Here is an 18,811-nt window from a genome sequence, read left to right as displayed (position 1 = left end):
AATAGATCCCGAACTTTAAATTGCCTATGCGTTGAAATGCGATTATGACGAAATCAACTCCATTGCAACATATCACAACGCAGGCAGATACATTGATAAATACATCGAAGATCTCCACGTTTATGGGATACCGGAATTTATTCCAATTTCTAAAATGTTAAAGAATTGGAAGTATGAGATTGTTAACAGCTTCTTGACCTACAGAGGCAGGAGAATATCAAACGGACAGATAGAATCTATGAATTCAAGAATCAAACTAATCAAACGCAACGCTAATGGATACAAGAACTTCTATCGTTTCAGGCTTAGATGTCTATACACCCTTAACAAGCACTCATCCATCAAATTCTAATCAGTAACTGAGCAAAAGCCACTCTTTGATTCCAATTAAAAAGACGATAATCAATTCAATGTGTAAAAATGATTATCGTCTTTCTTTTTTCATAAAACACCCCAAACTTCGTTAAAGGTGATTTTTACAAAACCCCTAAAAAGTTTATAGAGCCAAAATACCCTCCTTACTGGTCGTCAAGTAGGGAGGATCATATCATTGATTTACTGTTCCTGTGTTAGATTTTATGAAATTTTTAGTTATGTGAGTTGAAGTTTTATCATTCTAATTGTTACTTAATCTATTTAAAGCTTCAACTTCACTTTTAACAAAAAATATATCATTCCCTTGATTACATTCATAAATAAAGGCATTTAGAGTATTGCTCTCATAATTATAAAAATCGCCTATAATTGCTAATTTCATTTTATAATTAATTAATTTTTGCAAAATATTTCCTGCGATTTTATTGCTGATATGAAAGAACTCTTCTGTAAGATTATCCTTACTAATGATAAATTTATTTTCTCCTGTTTCATAAGCGATTGTCATAAACAAATCTAAAAATGACTGTTCATCTGATATTACAATCGACTCATCTTCAATTCGTACAACTTTGGTTTTATCTTTTGATTCCAATATTTAATGTTTCACTTAATTCCCTCCAAATTATTTTTTGCTATTCTAAATCCCAAATCATCGATTCTAAAATCCGAAAAGCTCTTTCTCCGTGAAGTGGCTCCACAAGCTCTCTTTTCGCTTGCAAAGCTCCCACCTCTAAAAATGCGATAGTTTCCATATCGTTCTTCATCATACAAATCAAAACACCATTCCCAAACATTTCCAATCATATCAAAAATCCCAAAACTATTTTCTTTTTTTGTTTTTACTTCATGCAATCTTCCACCAGAATTGTCTTCAAACCAAGCGATATCCTCAATATTATCGTATCGATATCCTTCACTATTTCCTCTACAAGCATATTGCCATTCTGCATCTTTCGGTAATCTAAACCCATTTTTTGAATCATCTACTACAATTTCTTCTGAAACAGAATCGAATGTATAGCACTTTTCTAATGAAAGTTTTTCTGAAAGTAAGTTACAAAATTGAATTGCATCCATCCAACTGATATTTACAACTGGAAAATGTTTTGTTTGAATATTATAGTCAATATCCATTACATAATGATACAATTCATTTGTGACAGGTGTTTTTAACAATAAAAATGGTTGAATCATTACTAATTCCTGTTTAACAATTTTTTCTTTTGCTATTCCAGGAATAGACATTTTGTAATCCGAACTTAACCACTTGACCGGATCTACAAAATCTCTGATTAGCTCCTGACCTTCCAGAATTAAGACCATATTTTCTTTTAAATATCTCATCAAGTCCATTTTTCACACCTGTAAATTTAAATTTGTTTATCTATATTAATTAGTATTATACCATTTTCAATGGCTTTTCACTGTAAGATTTCCTACTTGCCCTCAAGCATCCATCAGAACATACGAAAAAAACGGAAAAGGTGTATACAATAAAAAGTGCACCTCCAAAAGTTAGTTTGGTGTCTAACTTTTGTGGTGCACTTCACGATTGCCATCGACTTTAATTATACTATGGATTACTTGTGTTTACGTCTATATATTACAATTGCGACAACCGCAATTAACGCAGCCACCAACACTACAAGCAACGCTTTAACATTTGTCTCGTCTCCGGTCTTAGGTCTTCTAACCTTAGTTGTCGGTTTTATCTTCTTTTCATTAGGTTTAGCACCCGGCTCAACAGTAGGCTCCTTCTGCACTTCTATAGTATATCGAATAGCATCCGGTTCTGAAGCAGGCTGTGTGAAGTCCCTGCCGTCATTTGTTTGGACAGCAGTCCACTTGAAATCGTAAATCTGTGAATTTCCCGCTTCAGTAGTCGCTCTTCCTGAGAAGACTCCTTTAACAACACCTTCAACAGTATATCTTGAACCTGCCACAGCACCCTGTTTTACGGATACCCCTGTAAGATTAAGATCCAGCTTGTCAGGAACTGATGTTACATCATTATATAAATCAATGAATTTATCATAATCCTTCTTTAAGGTCATAGTGACTACAACCTTGTTACCTACTTTCTTTACTTCCTTAACCTTAAATAGCCCATTATCGGAAAGTTTTGCAGTCGGATTATCTGCAAGATTAAGGTCGTTAGGCACAGTCAATTCAGCAGTAAATGTACTATCGATGTCTTTAGTAGTGATGGTGTTTGCATTGCCACCGTATGCATCTTTTAGATCGTTAATCTGCTTCTTAATCGGACTGATGTTGAGTCTGCCTGTATATATCAAAGATTCTCCAGCCTTAACTCCATGAACTGCTGTGTGTTCCGTATCTTCGCCAATGAGCAGATCGCCGTCAAGTTTAGCATCCTTCTGAATCAACGTAGGATTCATCAGCTGAGAAGTATGCTGAATAGTCTTATTAGCGGGTTCATTCTTAAGTAAGAAATCTCTTCCTGCCTCACTCTGTTCAGCGATCCAAACAAAGTTATATGGCTTTACGGTTCCTCCAGCACTAATCGCAGTACCTGTAAATGAACCTTCCACAGTACCCTTAACTGTCATAAGAGTACCGTTTGGCATGCCTTCCTTGACTACAACTCCCGGTATATCTACATCTAGCTCGGATGGTACAGATTTGACATCGTTATAAAGGTCGATGAACTTATCGTAGTTTTTCTTGAGCTTCATAGTTACGATAATCTTACGACCATCTTTCTTAACTTCAGTAACCTTAAATAGCTCATTATCCGTTAGTTTAGCTTCCAAATTGCTTGGTATATCAAGACCCTCCGGCATAGTTAAAGTTGCAGTAAATGTGCTACTCACATCTTCGGTAGCAATAGTATTTGCATCGCCCTGATAGCCGTTTTTCAAAGCTTCTATACGTTCCTTAATTGGTTCTACGTTGAGTCTGCCGGTATATGTTACGGAATCTCCCGACTCAACCCTATACAGCTTGTCACTCTCTGTATCCTTGATACTTCCGTTCTTACTTGTCAGGATATCCCCTACCAGAGTCATCATCATAGGTTTCGAAGCGATAAATGTATATTGAATCGTTTTATCCGCAGCACCAAGCTGATCGTCCTTACCGAAATCTGCCTGTACACCCTTCCATTTAAACTTAAATATCTTGTTTGTTCCTGCTGCAGATGTTGCAATTGCATAGAAATCTCCGCTCACATCACCTTTGACTGCAAGTTTTTCACCATCTGATACCTTGCTGTTGTCAAGAGTTAGACCTTTAACCGTAAGCGATAGAGTGCTTCCATTTGCTAGTGGCGAATCAACACCGACTGAGTCAATCACTTTCTGAAGCTTCTTATAATCTGTCATACCAGCTTTGAGGCGGAACTTAACTTTAACGGTGTTACCATTTACTGTAGTCTCACCAAGTTCAAATGCATCTCCAAGCCCTTTGGCTTCAACTTCAGGGTTGCTTGGTATTTTTATGCCTTCCGGCACTTTCAATGTGGCGGTAAAGATTGACTGTGTATCAGTTAGCTTAATAGTTTCAGGATTAGCCACCGAATCCGGGAACATATCCTCTATAGCTTTCATTTTAGCACGAATTGAAGTTACATCCACCGAGCCTGTAAGGTTCACTTTGTCTCCCTCACGGATCACTTCCGGCTTGGCACTCTTATCGGCATCTTTGCCCCAAATGTCCGCAGGAAGTTCCTCATCAGTTTCAATCTTTTCTACACTAGGATCCTGCTCCCACTTTAGATAATATGTGGTGTCACTTGTAATTTGCGGATTATCTCCATTCACAGTCCAAAGCCATGATGTATAATCATCGAAGCGCCACTTCCTTCCGCTACCGTCACTCTTATCATTCCATCTATAATTATCGGCAATCAGAGAACCAGGCTTCTTCGCATTCGTATCCGGTTTGAGCTTATTGTAGTCCAGCCCGTTTAGAAGCTCACGCAACTTCTGACCATACTCCGCTCTCTTCTTCAGAACGGCAACATCCCCGCCATTAGCGTCCTGCACTATATCGAAGACATTTGGATTAGTTTTGAATACAGAATTTTCCGAGAACTTACCTCCGTTAGCCGAGAACGAAACCTTATACTGATCATTGTCATATTGTGCATACAGATCAATGTTCTTGGTATTTGCATCAAAGCTTAATTTGTCGCCTTTCTGATACTTTTGTCCCTGACCGTTTGTACTCTTTGTCCAATGCTTAAACGACTTGCCGTCAACCTTGAAGTTCGGCTCCTCCTTAACAACATCTTCATACCCCAGAACCGAAGCTTCATCGGCCGACTTGTCAACACTTACCATGTATTTAACATTATTACCATTATGATACACAATGGTCTTAGCATCCCACTTGGCATATACATCACGGTTTTCAGTAATCTTATCGTTCCAATCAAATGAATGTTCCTGACCGGCATCATCTTTATAGAACCAGCCGAGGAACTTTGTACCTTTAGCGTCTGTAGGTGTTCCGGGATTGGTATTTCCTACAACATCGTCCAGCTTGTATCCGCGGATTGTCTCAGCGTTCTTTGTCTCCTTAGTATTGTCCTCAAATTTCGCATTAGAGTTATTGAGTGAGAAAGTTACTTTGGCAGCAGGAGTCCACACGTGCTTTTTGCCATCACGCGAAGCCTTCGATACCTTGTATTCGTATGCATTGCCATTTTTATTGATAGGATTCAGCACATTTACGGAAGTATCTGAAAGCGTAAAGAGTGAAAGAAATTCATTTCCGTTTTCTGCCCCGTTTGTAGGTGTCGTAGTATTATAATTATAAGTTTTATCATATGCTACTAAGAACGAGCCGCCCGTAACCACATATGTACTACCAGTCCCTCGATTTGCTCCTCCGTTATCTGCGGTCTTATCCTTCGCATCTGTATTAACAACTGAATTACCGGTAAATGTCAGATAGCATGGCCCATCTGACTGACCTGTTCCATATGACGGAGTATACTTCATATTTGTCGTTTCAAGGGTTGAGTTATTAAATACAGCTTCAGCTGGTTTATAGTTGATATTTAATCCACCGGCAGTGCTGTTTTTAATTACAACCTTTGAATCAGTAACCGTAAGCTTGGCTGATAATGTAATTCGCGAACCGTCACCAGTTATTGTTGATCCATTCTTGAGTTCAGAATCTCCGAGTATTGCGAAAACCTGCTTATATGCAGATGACCCCTTTGCCTTATATGCATAAAAGTCGGAATGGTCAAGATGCACACCACCTCTGCCTTTATCAGGATCAAAATAGTACCACACGCCTTTAGTTGTCAGAGATGCATCAAGCATATAAAGGCCTGAATATTGTTCGCTTGATTCATTTTTCGCCTGAACATTTACGTTGCATCTGATAAACCTTGAATCTGTCGTATATGAAAACCCTCTGCCCGTGCTTTCCAGCGCAGATACGTTAAGTTTATTTCTGGCAGAACCCTCAAATTTTCCATGCTTGCCAAGAGCAAAACCTATTTCGTTGCCGTCAAGGTTGTAGTTTCCATCTCCTACGACGGAACCTTCCTGAACTGTTAAAGCCGTCTTAAACTTGCTCATCTTGAGAGTGTTATTGCCGGCTTGCAGCTTTGCACCATTTGAAAGCATTATTCCGTTAGCACTTCCATCGCCAGTTATCGTGGTATTACCTGCAATATCAAGTGTTACTCGCTTATTAACTGTAGAAGCCTTAACCGCTGCAGCTCCGTTATCGAAGGTGCCGCTTAAATGAATAATATCACCTTCTGAAGCAGCATTCACCGCAGCATTAAGTGTCGGATAAGTAGTAGCCTCATCAGCACCTATCCAAATCTTGCCACTGGAATCTGCATTTACAGTCAATAAAGACTGCGGTAATACAGTTCCGACAACGACAATCATCGTCAGCAAGATTGTCAGAAATTGTCTCACATATTTCTTCGTCATATGCCTTTCCTCCTTCTAGAAATATATAATCTACTATAAGCTCCTTGGCTTATTTATACAAAAATAAATATACAGCAAGAAGTCTTTTATGTATAAACATACTCTTGTAGTATATCATAATAATTAATATAATACAGCTTTTATGACAGTACGATAAAGAAAACTAAAAAGCACTTTCCGAATTTCAGAAAGTGCATATCAATGTGAAAATACTATGCAAATATAAATCTAAACCTAAACCATAGAGACTATGTTTGACTCATTAAAGAGGTACAAATATGCTTCCTTAACCTTTAACCCCGTCCCCTCCTCGAGAGCCCGTCTATATAACGTTATCTGCTCCTGATACTCGTCCTTTATACGCTCAATATCTGCATCTCTATCTCTATAACTAAGCCTGTTGCTCTTGTAGTCAAGAAGAACGAGGTCATCCCCATCTATGAAATAACAGTCGATGATACCCTGAACCAGTACACTCTTACCGTGGTGTTCTGTCTTTAAGGTAAAAGGCTTTTCTTTAGATAGCAAATCGTCTCTAGCTGCTTTACAAGCACGCACTCCTATTTCAGTCTCAAAGAACGCATATATCTTACGTAGATCAAGAGCTTTAAATACAGCTTCAGAAATCGCTCCATTGATATGAAGAATCTCTGCCCTTTCATCGATGTATGATTTATCACACTCCCCAGAATCGGTTACTGCCTTCTTGAAGTCCACGAATTCCATAATCCTATGATACGCAGTTCCTATGCTTGCCGCATCTGCACTAGCTAACCTCGCCACTCTGGCGTTCCTATTTTCGATTTTACCTCTATAAACCGATTTCTCCTTCGCTTCCTTGTTAATCTCACTGACAGAGTATTTCGCTTTAGTAGATAGATCGTCCTTATATGCATACTTATAATCGAGTCGCCTCTTAACCTCTTCATATTCCTCACTCAGCTCAATATCCATCGGAAGCTTGTCTGTGATTAAGAAGTTATTTACCCTACGCGGAAGCGACGGCATCTTGACTTCATGCATATCGTTTGCTGTGTATTCATTGTATTTCTCAGAATCACACAGCTTTCCCATAATCCTGAAATAGCTAGTTCTAGAACGATTATCGTCAAGAACGAAATCTTCCGTCTTCTCACATCCGATAAGATATAACTTCTCTCTAGCACGGGTCATCGCAACGTATAGAACCCTAAGCTGTTCATGATATTCATCCTCACGAATCTTGGCAGTTATCTTCTTCTGCATAAGTGTCCTGCGCCAGTAATGCTCATCTGGGTTAACGTACGCCAAAGCGATTCCAAGCTCATTGTCGAACTGGAAGCCTTTGATGCCAGATGAGTAATTGAGCTGGTTACCCATACCTGCCACGATTACGAACGGGAACTCGAGCCCCTTACTCTTATGAATGGTCATTATCCTAACTACATCATCTTCTTCACTGACCATAGACGGCTGTCCCATCTCAACATTCTTGGTTCTGAGCACCTCAAGATAGCTGATGTAGCTGCTGAGCGAGGCAATACTAGACATCCTAAAAGCTCCAGCCCTCCCGACTAGTGCTCTTAGATTCGCCTGCCTCTGCCTGCCGCCGTACATTGCGCCTGCAAACATATAATAATTGGAATCTTCTAGCAAATACCAAATATAATCATCCAGCTGCATCATCTTGCTGTGAGCTCGCCACTTCTCGATGGTCGAAAAGGCTGCGTTTACTCGAGACTTAAGCTTATCGTCACTGCCATTTGCACTGTATTCGAGGAGAGCGTCACAGTACGACTGCCTGCGGTACTGCACATCTCCCTCTGCTTCCTTTGTTTCCGCTATCTGCTTCTCCTTTGCAAAAGCTCTCACTTCAGCGAGCTGCTCTGGAGTAAACCCGAACACCTCCGATCTGAGCACTGAAATAAGCGGAATATCTTGATGCAGGTTATCCACGACTTTAAGTATTGCCATCGCAACAGCAACTTCAACCGTGTCAAAATAGCCACCATCATCAGAGATGTGGGACGGGATGCTCTTGCTCATCAGAGACTTGTAATACATATCTGATTTATTCTTGGTAGAGCGGAGCAATATGGCTATATCTCTAGGTGTGGCTCTTCTAACCTTGCCACTCTTACTATCATAGAATTCTTTACCGATTATTCCGCTGACAATATCTGCAACGTGTATCGCTTCAATCTCTGCTTTGGATAGAGCTTTGATTTCTTCAACAGACTCCTCTAAAGCATTATCTATTGACCCTTCTATATCAACAATCTGTGAACCTTGAGATGTATGGTCTGTATCTGAACTTTCCCCATCGGTAGATTCATCCACTTCCGTTAATAGCAAGTGTACTTCTGGTTTCAAGTTGTAGTCAGGATGTGCTGCAAGACCCTGATATAACTTCTCGTCATCGTCATAGCCATCCATCAAGTCTTGGAATACATAGTTAATGTAGTCGATTGTTGCCCCGTTACTACGAAAATTCTTATTGAGATTTATCTGAATTGCGTGGTCATTGTGCTCGTCTTTATATGCTCTAGATGTCTCCTCAAATATATGTGGATCTGCCTGTCTAAACTTGTAGATGCTCTGCTTTACATCTCCTACTTTGAACACGTTGTCTTCGCGCGCTACACTGCCGATTAAAAATTCCTGCAGGGTATTCACGTCCTGATACTCGTCTACAAATATAAACTCAAAACGTTCTCGAAGCGCTTTTCTCGCCTCTTCATGCTTTAAAATGTTCGCTGTGATATGTTCCATATCACCGTAGTCAATTACACCTTGCTCTCGCTTCTTAGCATTATAAATGCATTCAAACTCCTTGAGCAACGCCAGATAATATATCGTATACTTGTATGTCTCCGCCTGTTCCTCAAATAGAGTCTTAATAGCTGCAAAATTGTACTCTTTAAAGAAGTTCTGGAAGTTCTTCTTGTACGATTCTCTTCGAGGCTTACAGTAGGCAGAGACTGATTCGTAATCTTGCTTTTCTCCTGCTCCATATGAGAAAGTACCGAAAATCTTATTTCTAAACACTTCCCCTACGGCATCTTCCGCCTCATAGAAAGATATATCGCTATCTCTCGCAGTTTTCATTGCCTCAGCTAGAGTCTGAAAAGCCTCTATTTCTGAATCGAGCTTCGCTGCTGTATTAGGCATATTTAGACTAGTTAAATATTCGTGCAGTCCAAGAGCTTCGTGGAGTGCATCATCCACGACCTTACCTGCTTCAGCCCAGAGTTCTTGGAACATCTCGCTTTCACGGTAATCCCCGCTCTCTGGCAAGCGTAGCTTCTCCGCCATGCGTTCAGCCCATTCGAAGTAATCTGGCATACTTCTGAGATCCGCATACGCTTTGACTAGCTCTTGCATAAGAGCCTTATCATCGCGCTCCTTGCTATAGCGATCAAGAAACTCACGGAACGAGCAATTCTCTATAAAATCATCCTGCTCGAACCCACGCTCGAATACTTCTTCAATGGCCTCCATCTTCATAATTTCAGCTTTGAGACTATCGCATATCTTGAAGTTCGGCTCGAGATCAGTTAGGTAGAAAAACTCCTTGATAACGCGGTTACAGAAACTATGTACAGTCGATATATACGACCTATACATCTTACCGAGTTGCTGCCTCAGCTTCTCCGCTCTCTCGGGATCAGAACTCTTTGACGCCTTGATTGCTTTGTTGATTGCCTTGGTCAGTTTGAGCCTCATCTCAGATGCCGCGGCATTGGTAAATGTCACCACAAGCATGCGGTCAACATCCGCCTTGCCCTGAACTATGATATTTATGATACGCTCAACGAGCACCGCCGTCTTGCCGGAGCCAGCTGCGGCTGATACGAGAATGCTTTTGTCGATAGTATCAATTGCCATCTGCTGATCAGGTGTAAATCTGACGTCTGCCATCTTCCGTTCTCCTTAAAATAATGATGCTACTATTATATGATGTTTGTTATCACGTGAAAACCCCACGTAGTACCGAAAATGCGCATTTTTATCATGACTTTTGCCTCCTAATCATCACTGTATCTTCTAGAAATAACGACTGGTCTTGTGTATACTTGGATATATAGGAGGATAGCAATGATTAAACATAGACCAACAATGCTGATGATTCTCGACGGTTACGGAATCCGTGAGGAATCTCACGGTAATGCGATTGCTGCCGCTAAAAAACCCCATCTCGATGCACTTTTTGCAAAATACCCGTTCATCACACTGGAGGCGAGCGGTGAATTTGTCGGACTTCCTGATGGGCAGATCGGCAACTCAGAGGTTGGACACACGAATATAGGCGCTGGAAATGTGGTGCTTCAGGACCTTCCGCGCATCAATAGGTCAATTAGTACTGGCGAATTTTACAACAACAAGGTGCTGCTTGAAGCTATGGAAAATGCAGCTTCAGACCACACCCTTCACATAATGGGACTCTGTTCTGACGGAGGTGTGCATAGCAAGCTAGAGCACCTATACGCAGTTCTTGAGCTGGCAAAGCGTTCAAATATCAAGGATGTAGTGGTTCACTGCTTCCTCGATGGCCGCGACGTACCGCCTCGCAGTGCTATGACTTATCTAAGTGCTCTTGAGGCGAAGTTCTCCGAGCTTGGACTAGGGAGAATCGGAGTTATCTCTGGTCGTTTCTATGCTATGGATAGAGATAAGCGCTGGGAGCGGCTCGAGCTTGCGTATGATGCACTTACCCTTTCTGAAGGCGTCAAGACAGCTTCTGCAGCCGAAGCGATTCAGATATCATACGATAAGGACGAGTCAGACGAATTCGTGCTCCCAACGATCGTAGATGATACACCTATCAAAGACGGTGACTCGGTCATCTTCATCAACTATAGACCTGACCGTGCACGCGAGATAACTCGTGCTATCGTAGATCCTGATTTTGATGGATTTGCAAGAAAGAAAACTCTGTCGAATCTCGTATACGTGTGCATGGCTGAGTACGATGCGTCGATGCCTAATGTAAAAGTCGCTTTTCCACCAGAAGTCGTTGAACCGACTCTCGGAAGAGTGGTGTCTGCCGCAGGTCTAACTCAACTCCGCATAGCTGAGACCGAGAAGTACGCACATGTGACATTCTTCTTTAACGGTGGTGTCGAAGATCCAGTTAAAGGCGAAGACCGCATCTTGATTCCATCTCCGAAGGTTGCAACTTACGACCTTCAGCCAGAGATGAGTGCGCCATTACTGACTGAAAAGGTTCTGGAAGCGATAGACTCGGATAAGTATGATCTCATTATACTTAACTTCGCAAACCCTGACATGGTAGGTCATACAGGTGTTTTCGATGCAGCGGTAAGCGCTATAGAAACGCTAGATGGACTCGTGCAGCAGATTGTGGACAGTGTTCTGGCTAAGGATGGTCAGATCCTACTCACAGCCGATCATGGAAATGCCGACTACATGCTAGATGACAAGGACAATGTGGTTACGAAGCATTCGCTATCACCAGTTCCACTGTGCCATATCGCAAATGAGTCAAAAGCCTTCAAGATACCTCACGGCAAGCTGGCAGACATCGCTCCAACGCTTCTGACGCTAATGGGCATCGTTGTTCCAAAGGATATGAAGGGAAAGGTGCTTGTTTAGCTATGATTTATACGGTTAATACTAATTTAACTTTAGTTTATCTCAGTAAAATCAATGCTATATACACCATTTATCCTAACAATCATTAAGCGATTAATAATATATAGAAAGCATACATTTTCAGATACATATCTTAACTGTATGCTTTTTAATACTTTTTATGTATGTTGTAAGCAACTATCAAGCTTTGACTTAACTACAGATTATTTCTAAGTTTTTTGAGCTTGGTCCAGCAATACACAATCAAGTAGATATCAATTAAGGCTAAGAATATGATTATAATACTTGCAATACCCCTAGGAGATTCAAGCCCAAATACTGTCTCCGTCATCATGCTTCTTAAAATCAAAAATAAAGCCGGAATCAATGCTACAAATATTGGAATCAGTCTCATCTTGATAATCCTGTCTATCATATTAAGTTTAGACTCGTCATCGGAAAATATTTCATTTTCTCCGTCAACATCCTCTATATTCACGGTTTTTTTGAAATAATTCCAACCTAAAGATGAACCTATATATTCCCAACCATAGTCCTCGTACATTTGCAAGTAATCGTCAGACACTATGTTATTCTTAAACTCAAGCCTATATGAAACGTCCTGAGGTTCGCATTCTTTGAACGTAAAAAAACATGGCATACTTACCTTAACAAGTTTCCATCCCTTCTTGTGTTGCTTTTCAAGCCACGCCTGTTCCTCATTAAAGTCCGCTATTGTGAAGAATCTAATCTTCGTTTGTCTTTTACTCATTATATTCACCCCCTATACTGTTAATATAAATCCTCTTGATACGTTTTATTTCTATAGCAAGAATTTCACTGCCTAGTCCCGTAATCTCATAAATCTTACGCTTTTCAACTTCACTCACGAATCGAATTAGCCCATCTTTTTCCATCTTAGAAAGTGTCCCATACATCGTTCCAGGACTGATATTGACTTCCCCTTTTGTCATATCTTTGACTGCTTGTCCGATGCCGTATCCGTGCTTCGGCTTCTGTAAACAGAAAAGTATGTAAAAGGCTGTCTCAGACATTGGAACGTATACCCTTTGTAATTTTGAATCCATTCGCTCCTCCTATATCAGGTTTTGATATATCGCATCTCGATATATCAAGTATATCGTGGTTTGATATACTTGTCAACATTATTTTTTATTAAAAAATAACTGCCATTAGTATTGAATTTTCAAGAGCACTAACTTTTTTTACCAACTCGTTTTATCCATGAGCTTATTTTAATTCTCGTAATTTCTCTTATGTTTAGGCCTAAAAAAAGGAATCACAGAGCGATTCCCGTGGTTCCTTTTACTCTAATGGATTCATATTTAAGTTACCTATTCATATAACTTAACTCTTTCAGCTATATTCTCTTTATCCTTTGACGCTGGTTCTATCACTATTCCACCAAACGGCATCTGTGCGACTAGCTTCCAGTTCTCTGGCAGTCCGAACATATCGTGCACAAAATCATCAATCACTGGATTATAGTGCTGAATATTCGCACCAACACCGAGTTCACGCAAAGCGCTCCAGATATTAATCTGAAGCATGCCATTTGCCTGATTCGCCCATACTGGAAAATTCTCAGCATATACTGCAAACTTCTCTTGTAATCCACGCACTACATCTTCATCGTAGAAATACAGAATAGTCCCTGCCGCAGCCTTAAATCCATCGACCTTCTCTCTTGCAACTTTGCCGTCAAACACATCATAAATACCGTTCCACAGATCATCCTGTTTATCACCAAGCGCAACCACTACGCGTGCACTTTTCATGTTAAACGCATCAGGCACTAGCTCCGTTACTTCATTTATAAGTGCATGAATCTCATCCGTACTCACCGGCAGTTCTTTGTTAAGTTGGTAGTAGCTCCTTCTAAGCTTTAGTCCTTCGTAAATTTTCATCTATATCCTCCAAATATCTTTATATCTCCAATGAATTATGGCTACATTGTACTCGATAATCCTCGATGAACTGTGAAGGTTAGCGGAAAAAGATTTTGCAAAATATCAGATACTTACTATGCTGAAAATCTTTGCCTATCCCAAGGATCATGGAATGCAATTGGTCCTTCGGAAAATGCATACTCATGTCCATCCTTGTTTTTTCTTGGAATTTTTTAGCATACTTATTCCATATTGCATTCCCAAAGTTTCCCACACAAAAAGCCCGCATCCCTAATATGACCCCTCCTTACTATTTATCAAGTAAATAGGGAATATATCACTTCCGCAGGCTTTAATTTCTTGTTTTCTGATAACAAGTATTCAGGTTTTTCTACATACTAGGCTTCTTTACTTTACTCACATCAAATCCGTAAGGCTTCTTGATTTCCTTCACTTCATTGATATCGCGATAGAAAGCCTGGAAATTATCCTCGTTGTCAACTGTAATTCCAGAAGAAGCATCTTTTAACTTAGTAGTAATCTTAATCTTAGTTTCACATGGAGTTGGACCACCTTTTCCCTTCCTCATTACTAGATGAATCTCCAGCTTACATGACTGTATTGATTTCTTACCCTTTGTGAATAAATTGCTTTCAGGTATAATTGCTCTCTGCATCTTACCAATTTGGTCAAGGTTTTTAGTCGCATCTCCTTTATAATCTAGGTAGAAGTAGTTATCGTCCTCTGTCTGTTTAAACTTGTCTGCATAATGTTCATACACATTTAAGAATGACGTTTTGATGCCTAATTCAGGACTACCTATTTCCTTTGTTTTCTTCCATTCCCACTCAGAGTTTCTAGATGCTAACTTTGTTCCCACATAAACCTCTTTTGATTTTGGGGAATAAACCTTACAACCCCGATTCAAGAAGTCAATGCTTCCAAGCTTTAATAGTTTCTTATCAATACCATCTGCATCATAAGATTGACTAGAAGAATCCATATAATACTCACTGAACATCTGTGGGTCAAGCTGTATTTTACCATGTCTAATATGGGTTTCTCCCTTGAGAATTCTATCTTCTCCATTAGAAGCCAAGTACCTTCTATAGGAAATCGTCTCATATTCTAGACTTTTTACCTTTTTTATCTTTTTAACAAATGTTTTAACATCGCCACTGCCCTGGCCACAAGCTGGTAGGGATAGAATCATAATCATGGCGAGCACTATCAAAACTATATTTCGTTTCTTTCTCATTCTATTGCCCCTCCTTTAAACACCTTTAGCCTTGTCAATGCCTTTTGGTCTGTTAACACGCACTCCTGTATCCTGTTTTGAATATTTAACTGTACTTTTGAATTTTTTGCTGCCAAGGCTGCTCACAGTATTACCGGAATACTTAATCGATATTGGTTTAGATCCATCCTTTGAAACAGTTAAATCAACAGTTGCTTTTCCACTTTCATCTAAATCGTTAACATAAAACGTAGTGTATGCTGCACCAAATAAAATATCGCTATTTGCACTTAAGAACTTCAAGTCATCTGTCTCGAAGTGAAGCGTATAACTGTTTTTATTCTGAATAATAGTAATATCTTTTTTCTTTGTCCTTAGAATATCAATTAATTCTTTGTTGAATCCCACTGGCAACCTATATCGATTGCCTGCATACATTTTCTGTTTCCACTCCTTATCTTTGTCTTCTTTTCTATACTCTTCCAAGTCAGTTCCATAGTACTCCATACTACCTTTAACTTGCTTTATCTTACCACGAATGGATTGTTTTATCTTACCACGAAACAACAAAGGACCCATTTCGAAAGATCCATCAACTGTATTATTAAGATCTTTTTCTCTTTCCTGTTCATTCTCAATCTTATTGTTAACATAGTGAAGATTCGTATCTATATGAATTTTTCCATTCCTCATATTGTAAAAGGCATCTAATCCTTTATCAATTTTTTCTTCTTTGGTTAACTTTTTGTTGCTATCCTGCTTATTACCTGACGGTCCGCATCCAACAAGACCAATTAAAGCGATTAAGCTGATAACCAATATGACTGTTCTTTTCCTGTAGCCTGCCATATCTAACCTCCAAACCATTGATCATCTTATAATACTATCATTCATTATAAATATATTCTTTACTATGTGCAACGCTTCTTATATGTAATTCAATTTACAAATTCAACTATTCACTTCGCAATGCTTCAACAGGATTGCGCTTAGCCGCTGATTTAGATGGGATTAAACCGGATATATACGTTAATAAAACTGAAATTCCAATCAACACCAGTGCGGCGCTAACAGGCAGATTCATTATATGATCTACATTGAATTTAGAGAGCACTATGAAGTTAATAGGGATGCTCACAAGATATACGAACAGTATTGCAAACACGCCCGACATCATGCCCTCTATGAATGTTTCAGCGTTAAATATATTTGCAATATTACGCTTTGAAGCCCCCATTGCACGCAGGATTCCAATTTCTTTTCTTCGTTCGAGCACTGAAATATATGTAATAATTCCAATCATTATCGAACTGACAACCAGTGATACACTAACAAATGCAACCAACACATAACTTATCATGTTTACAATATCCGTAACAGATGACATTATTGCGCCCATGATATCTGAATACGTTATCACACGCGACTTGCTTCCTATCTTCTTCATGCGCGTATTATAGCTGTCAATACCGGCAATAATCTTATCCTTTTGTTCAAAGTTACTTGAATATATTGATATAGACTCGGGGCTAGACTTATCGGCGTATCCCATCTTTTTGAGATTAGATTCATAAGTCACCAAGCGGGTATTCATAAACTGTGAGAACAATGCTGCCATCTGTGATTGATCCATATTTAATGAAAAAGCTTTAGCAAATGTCGTAGGGTTCACACTAAATGCATCTTTTAGTGTCCCAAGCATCTGTCCATTCATTACTGCGGCATTTCTAAGTTGCGAACTCAAATTCCTCTCCATTGCAGTCATCACCTGATTCATGAATTTAACCATAATTTGGGTCATCCTACTTTGCATATAGTTATTCAGCGCATTTTCTATTTTAGTCTTAAAATCACTATTTCCAAGTTTTTGAGCAATCCTAGTTGCAGTATTAGATACAGCTGACCTAACCTCGTTACTAGATAGATAAGATGTTACTATTTCATTTTGTGTCGCCCCGGGATGTTTTGTCGCATAGTCATTTGCATATGCCGGATAACCGGCAAGGAGGGTTGCCACTAATTGGCTTGTCTCGTTTGCAACCATCGCTTGATCTTCCGGAGAAAGAGTGATGCCTTGCTGTTGCAGATATAATGGAAATCCTGCAAATTCTTGTATAATGCTACTCATCATACCCTGCGTCATGCTCGTCATATCTATATCTGACATGGCTTTTGCATAATCCAGATTTGACAATGTACTACTGCCAAATAAGCTTCTGAGTTTAGTCGCATCAAATTTGAATGCACTTGCAAGCATTGCCCTATTCACGCTGAAAAGTTTACTCATATCAAAAGATGCTTCGTTTGATTCCTTCAGCGAAGCAAAGGTTTTGCCTGTAAATACATCTACATCAGGGTTTGCCAGTTGCTGCTTGACTATATCTGCATCCTTCATTCTATCAATAACTTTAGAAGTTAAGGATGGCAGATATCCTATACCAGGCTGTAATGCACTTGTCCTCGATTTGCCGTTAGGCTTAATAATTCCCACGACTTTGAGTTCAATCCCATTATCCAGTTGACCATCCATAAAAGACTCACTTTTAGATTGATCGATCCATGTGCCGCTCGCTATGTTGTATGAATACACTTCGCCTGGTGATATTACACTATATTTTAGACTTAAGGCATCCTTATATCTAAATGGCTTGCGTTTCTGTTGCTCTAGTTCAAGCCGACCTGTCTTCCGATAGTTTATAACTGCATCATTATATGCTTTGCGGTCATAGTATCCTAATTGATATAGGCTGTAGTCAGGTATTGAACCATCTTTATTTAGCACGAGTACAGCCTCATCATATGTCTTTGGCCATTTGCCCACTACTACATTATACTGCTCTCGTAGAAGCTTCTCGTTATCAACCATTTCGTAAAATCCTGTCCGAGATACATTTTGAATACCAAAGCTCTCGTAGTTTACATCCATGTCATTTGAGGTATTGACCTGAATAGAAGCCATACCATCTTTCTTCTGATAAATTAGTGGTGTTATACCGTAATTATATGTGATAACAGCTGCATTTTCTCTAACGGGATTACCTTTTGTATCCAAGAATTTTTTAAAAGCAACCAGATCATTATGACGAGTACTGCCAAATACCGACCCAAGTACTGCATCCTGCTTTATTTCCTTGCTTTCAGATTTAGCTGCACTACTGCCGTTATTGCTCCCTTCTGAACTGTTAGCTCCTCCAGATGATGAATTTGATTCCGTTTCATCTATCGTATTCTCAACTTTTACAGTATCAGTCCCCTTGTTGTTAGGACTCGAACTCTTTTTCTCCTTAGATTTTCCACCCATGCCTGAAAACATGCTTGATATATCTGCCGCATTTCGGGATATAGTAAGAGGATATGAAGATAATGTATCTTCCTCGACTTTGGCAATATACTTATTTACACCATTAGATAAGGCTAGTATAGAGGCTATTCCGATAATCCCTATCGAACCTGCAAATGCAGTAAGCAAGGTTCTTCCTTTCTTGCTCATTAAGTTTGAGAAAGATAAGGAAAGTGCTGTTCGGAAACCCATTGATGTTTTCCCCCCAGTATCTTTATAGCAGCCACCGCTTGTATCTTTATAGTAGCCTTTCGATAGTTCATTTGCTTTAATCTCTTCTGCTGTGACAGGATTATTATCTTTGCGTATCTGACCATCTTTAAGTGTGATAATTCTATTCGCATATTGGTCAGCCAATACCGGATTATGCGTAACCATGATAACTAATCTATCTTTGGCTATTTCTTGAAGTAGTTTCATAACCTGAATCCCAGTCTCAGTATCAAGG

The 18,811-nt window shown here is 39.6% G+C and carries 12 protein-coding genes; 2 read left to right on the top strand and 10 right to left on the bottom strand.

Features of this window, described 5'->3' with window-relative positions; genetic code table 11:
* The first annotated feature begins 31 nt into the window (after window positions 1-31).
* Window positions 32-352 (top strand): transposase, encoded by a 321-nt coding sequence (locus AXF17_RS03000; protein WP_157682544.1) that lies wholly within the window; start codon window positions 32-34, stop codon window positions 350-352.
* A gap of 264 nt (window positions 353-616) precedes the next feature.
* Here AXF17_RS03000 and AXF17_RS02995 read toward each other — a convergent pair whose 3' ends face one another.
* The 4 genes from AXF17_RS02995 to addA all read right to left on the bottom strand — a co-directional run bounded on the left by AXF17_RS02995 (window position 617) and on the right by addA (window position 10,202).
* On the bottom strand, window positions 617-970 hold the full coding sequence (locus AXF17_RS02995) for a DUF4180 domain-containing protein (RefSeq protein WP_237049071.1): 354 nt from the start codon (window positions 968-970) through the stop codon (window positions 617-619).
* An 11-nt stretch (window positions 971-981) separates the two neighbouring features.
* Complete coding sequence (locus AXF17_RS02990) at window positions 982-1,731, bottom strand: formylglycine-generating enzyme family protein (protein ID WP_094233736.1); 750 nt, start codon at window positions 1,729-1,731, stop codon at window positions 982-984.
* A gap of 227 nt (window positions 1,732-1,958) precedes the next feature.
* The gene (locus AXF17_RS02985; protein ID WP_094233735.1) at window positions 1,959-6,302 is read right to left on the bottom strand and encodes an LPXTG cell wall anchor domain-containing protein; all 4,344 of its coding nucleotides are present in this window, start codon (window positions 6,300-6,302) and stop codon (window positions 1,959-1,961) included.
* Window positions 6,303-6,536: 234 nt separating this feature from the next.
* On the bottom strand, window positions 6,537-10,202 hold the full coding sequence (gene addA, locus AXF17_RS02980) for a helicase-exonuclease AddAB subunit AddA (protein ID WP_094233734.1): 3,666 nt from the start codon (window positions 10,200-10,202) through the stop codon (window positions 6,537-6,539).
* A gap of 177 nt (window positions 10,203-10,379) precedes the next feature.
* On the opposite strand from addA, the gene gpmI reads away from it, so the two are divergent.
* Window positions 10,380-11,897: a 2,3-bisphosphoglycerate-independent phosphoglycerate mutase gene (gpmI, locus tag AXF17_RS02975; RefSeq protein ID WP_207651577.1), complete on the top strand. Its 1,518-nt coding sequence runs from the start codon at window positions 10,380-10,382 to the stop codon at window positions 11,895-11,897.
* A 196-nt stretch (window positions 11,898-12,093) separates the two neighbouring features.
* Here the strand turns inward: gpmI and AXF17_RS02970 are convergent, their stop codons facing one another.
* The 6 genes from AXF17_RS02970 to AXF17_RS09420 form a co-directional block, all read right to left on the bottom strand.
* A complete protein-coding gene (locus tag AXF17_RS02970) occupies window positions 12,094-12,648 on the bottom strand; it encodes a DUF2812 domain-containing protein (RefSeq protein ID WP_094233733.1) in 555 nt (184 codons plus the stop codon).
* Window positions 12,641-12,964 (bottom strand): PadR family transcriptional regulator, encoded by a 324-nt coding sequence (locus AXF17_RS02965; RefSeq protein WP_094233732.1) that lies wholly within the window; start codon window positions 12,962-12,964, stop codon window positions 12,641-12,643. Before AXF17_RS02965 ends, AXF17_RS02970 begins: the two co-directional genes overlap by 8 nt.
* A 267-nt stretch (window positions 12,965-13,231) precedes the next feature.
* Window positions 13,232-13,804: a nitroreductase family protein gene (locus tag AXF17_RS02960; protein WP_094233731.1), complete on the bottom strand. Its 573-nt coding sequence runs from the start codon at window positions 13,802-13,804 to the stop codon at window positions 13,232-13,234.
* Window positions 13,805-14,177: 373 nt separating this feature from the next.
* The gene (locus AXF17_RS02950) at window positions 14,178-15,044 is read right to left on the bottom strand and encodes a DUF6612 family protein (RefSeq protein WP_094233729.1); all 867 of its coding nucleotides are present in this window, start codon (window positions 15,042-15,044) and stop codon (window positions 14,178-14,180) included.
* 15 nt (window positions 15,045-15,059) lie between these two features.
* A complete protein-coding gene (locus AXF17_RS02945; RefSeq protein ID WP_094233728.1) occupies window positions 15,060-15,872 on the bottom strand; it encodes a hypothetical protein in 813 nt (270 codons plus the stop codon).
* A gap of 106 nt (window positions 15,873-15,978) precedes the next feature.
* Window positions 15,979-18,811, bottom strand: a 2,833-nt coding sequence (locus AXF17_RS09420; protein ID WP_237049070.1) for an ABC transporter permease, incomplete at its 5' end; no start/stop codon positions are given.

Source organism: Mogibacterium pumilum, assembly GCF_002243385.1.
In the GTDB taxonomy this organism is placed as follows: Bacteria; Bacillota; Clostridia; order Peptostreptococcales; family Anaerovoracaceae; genus Mogibacterium; species Mogibacterium pumilum.
Note: the sequence above shows the minus strand (reverse complement) of the source record. Positions and strands in the feature narration are given on the sequence as shown.

Bases quoted from the DNA above. Each gene is read 5' to 3' on its own strand.
- AXF17_RS02990 (WP_094233736.1), bottom strand. From the start codon at position 1,731: ATGGACTTGATGAGATATTTAAAAGAAAATATGGTCTTAATTCTGGAA.
- AXF17_RS02985 (WP_094233735.1), bottom strand. From the start codon at position 6,302: ATGACGAAGAAATATGTGAGACAATTTCTGACAATCTTGCTGACGATG.
- addA (WP_094233734.1), bottom strand. From the start codon at position 10,202: ATGGCAGACGTCAGATTTACACCTGATCAGCAGATGGCAATTGATACT.
- gpmI (WP_207651577.1), top strand. From the start codon at position 10,380: ATGATTAAACATAGACCAACAATGCTGATGATTCTCGACGGTTACGGA.
- AXF17_RS02970 (WP_094233733.1), bottom strand. From the start codon at position 12,648: ATGAGTAAAAGACAAACGAAGATTAGATTCTTCACAATAGCGGACTTT.
- AXF17_RS02965 (WP_094233732.1), bottom strand. From the start codon at position 12,964: ATGGATTCAAAATTACAAAGGGTATACGTTCCAATGTCTGAGACAGCC.
- AXF17_RS02960 (WP_094233731.1), bottom strand. From the start codon at position 13,804: ATGAAAATTTACGAAGGACTAAAGCTTAGAAGGAGCTACTACCAACTT.
- AXF17_RS02950 (WP_094233729.1), bottom strand. From the start codon at position 15,044: ATGAGAAAGAAACGAAATATAGTTTTGATAGTGCTCGCCATGATTATG.
- AXF17_RS02945 (WP_094233728.1), bottom strand. From the start codon at position 15,872: ATGGCAGGCTACAGGAAAAGAACAGTCATATTGGTTATCAGCTTAATC.